Origin of the sequence: Flavobacterium calami, from assembly GCF_038290035.1 — a bacterium.
Classification (GTDB): Bacteria; Bacteroidota; Bacteroidia; order Flavobacteriales; family Flavobacteriaceae; genus Flavobacterium; species Flavobacterium calami.
Genome location: NZ_JBBYHS010000046.1, coordinates 1 through 1236, shown reverse-complemented (window position 1 = coordinate 1236; position 1236 = coordinate 1). Strand labels below are relative to the sequence as shown.

Genomic DNA, 1236 nt, shown 5'->3' with positions numbered 1-1236 from the left:
TGCAACACCAATTACGGTTTATCCTCAGTTGACCGCTACATCAGCATTAACAAGGGAATTGAGTTGTTTACCGGGAACATCAGAAGCCCAGATTACCGTTACGGCTTCGGGAGGCAGAACGTCTTACACGTATGAGGTTTCATCAAATGGAGGTTCTACTTATACTGCTATGGCAAGTAATGTTTATACAGCAGCTTCAGCAGGCACTTATACTTTTAGGGTTACCGATTCAAATACGCCTGGCTGTACAGTAATTACTACCGCTACAGTAAATGCGATCAGCAACCCTACGGTTACGGCCACACAGGTTAATGTAAGCTGTAACGGAGGTACACCAAACGGATCAGTTACTTTGACGGGATCTGGAGGTTCAGGAGGTTATACTTACAGTGATAATGCTACTACAGGCTTTGCAGCGACGGCTAGTTTTACAGGATTAGCAGTAGGTACTTACACATTCTATGTAAAAGACAGTAAAGGTTGTACAGGATCAGTTAATGTTAGTATTACCCAGCCAACCGCTTTGACTACTACAGCATCTGCTACATCATTTACTTGTAATAGTACAACAAATGTTAAGCAGTCGTCCTTGGTTACCGTTGTAGAGCCTACAACAGGAACATCTCCATATACGTATAGCTTTGAAGGAGGTGCTTTTACAGGTACAAGAACTTTCACAGTTTCAGATAATGGTACAGACCAAACTATTGATTATATAGTAAAAGATAATAATGGCTGTACTTTTACAGGATCAGTTACGATCAACAGATTAAACCCACCGGTAATTTCAGCAATCGCGCATACACCGATTTATTGTTCACCGCCGAGCAGTACAACCAGTACGGTTACAGTTTCGAAAACAGCAGGGACAGGAGTTGGCACGGTTACTTATGAAATTACAGCACCGGCTGGTTCAGCAACATCAAATACTACGGGAATCTTCGCAGGATTATCAGGAGGAGTTACTTATAGTTTCAAAGTAACCGATGCAAGCGGCTGTTATGCTACAGGTTCGCATACGGTTCCGGTAGTTACGCCAATTGCAGTGACAGCTACCAAGCAGAATGATGTTTATTGTAATGGAGGATCAACAGGTTCTATCAGATACAATGTAAGCCAGTTTAGTTCTGCTTACAGCTATCAAGTAGGTACAGCAGCAGTAGTTTCAGGACAAACAGCTCCTACATTTACGTTGTCTAATTTGTCAGCAGGTACTTATGATGTTGTTTTCACAGA

General features: G+C 42.2%; 1 pseudogene. It reads left to right on the top strand.

Annotated features, from left to right (window positions below):
• Positions 1–1236 (top strand): annotated as a pseudogene (locus AAEO57_RS20810) (hypothetical protein); the annotation flags it as partial.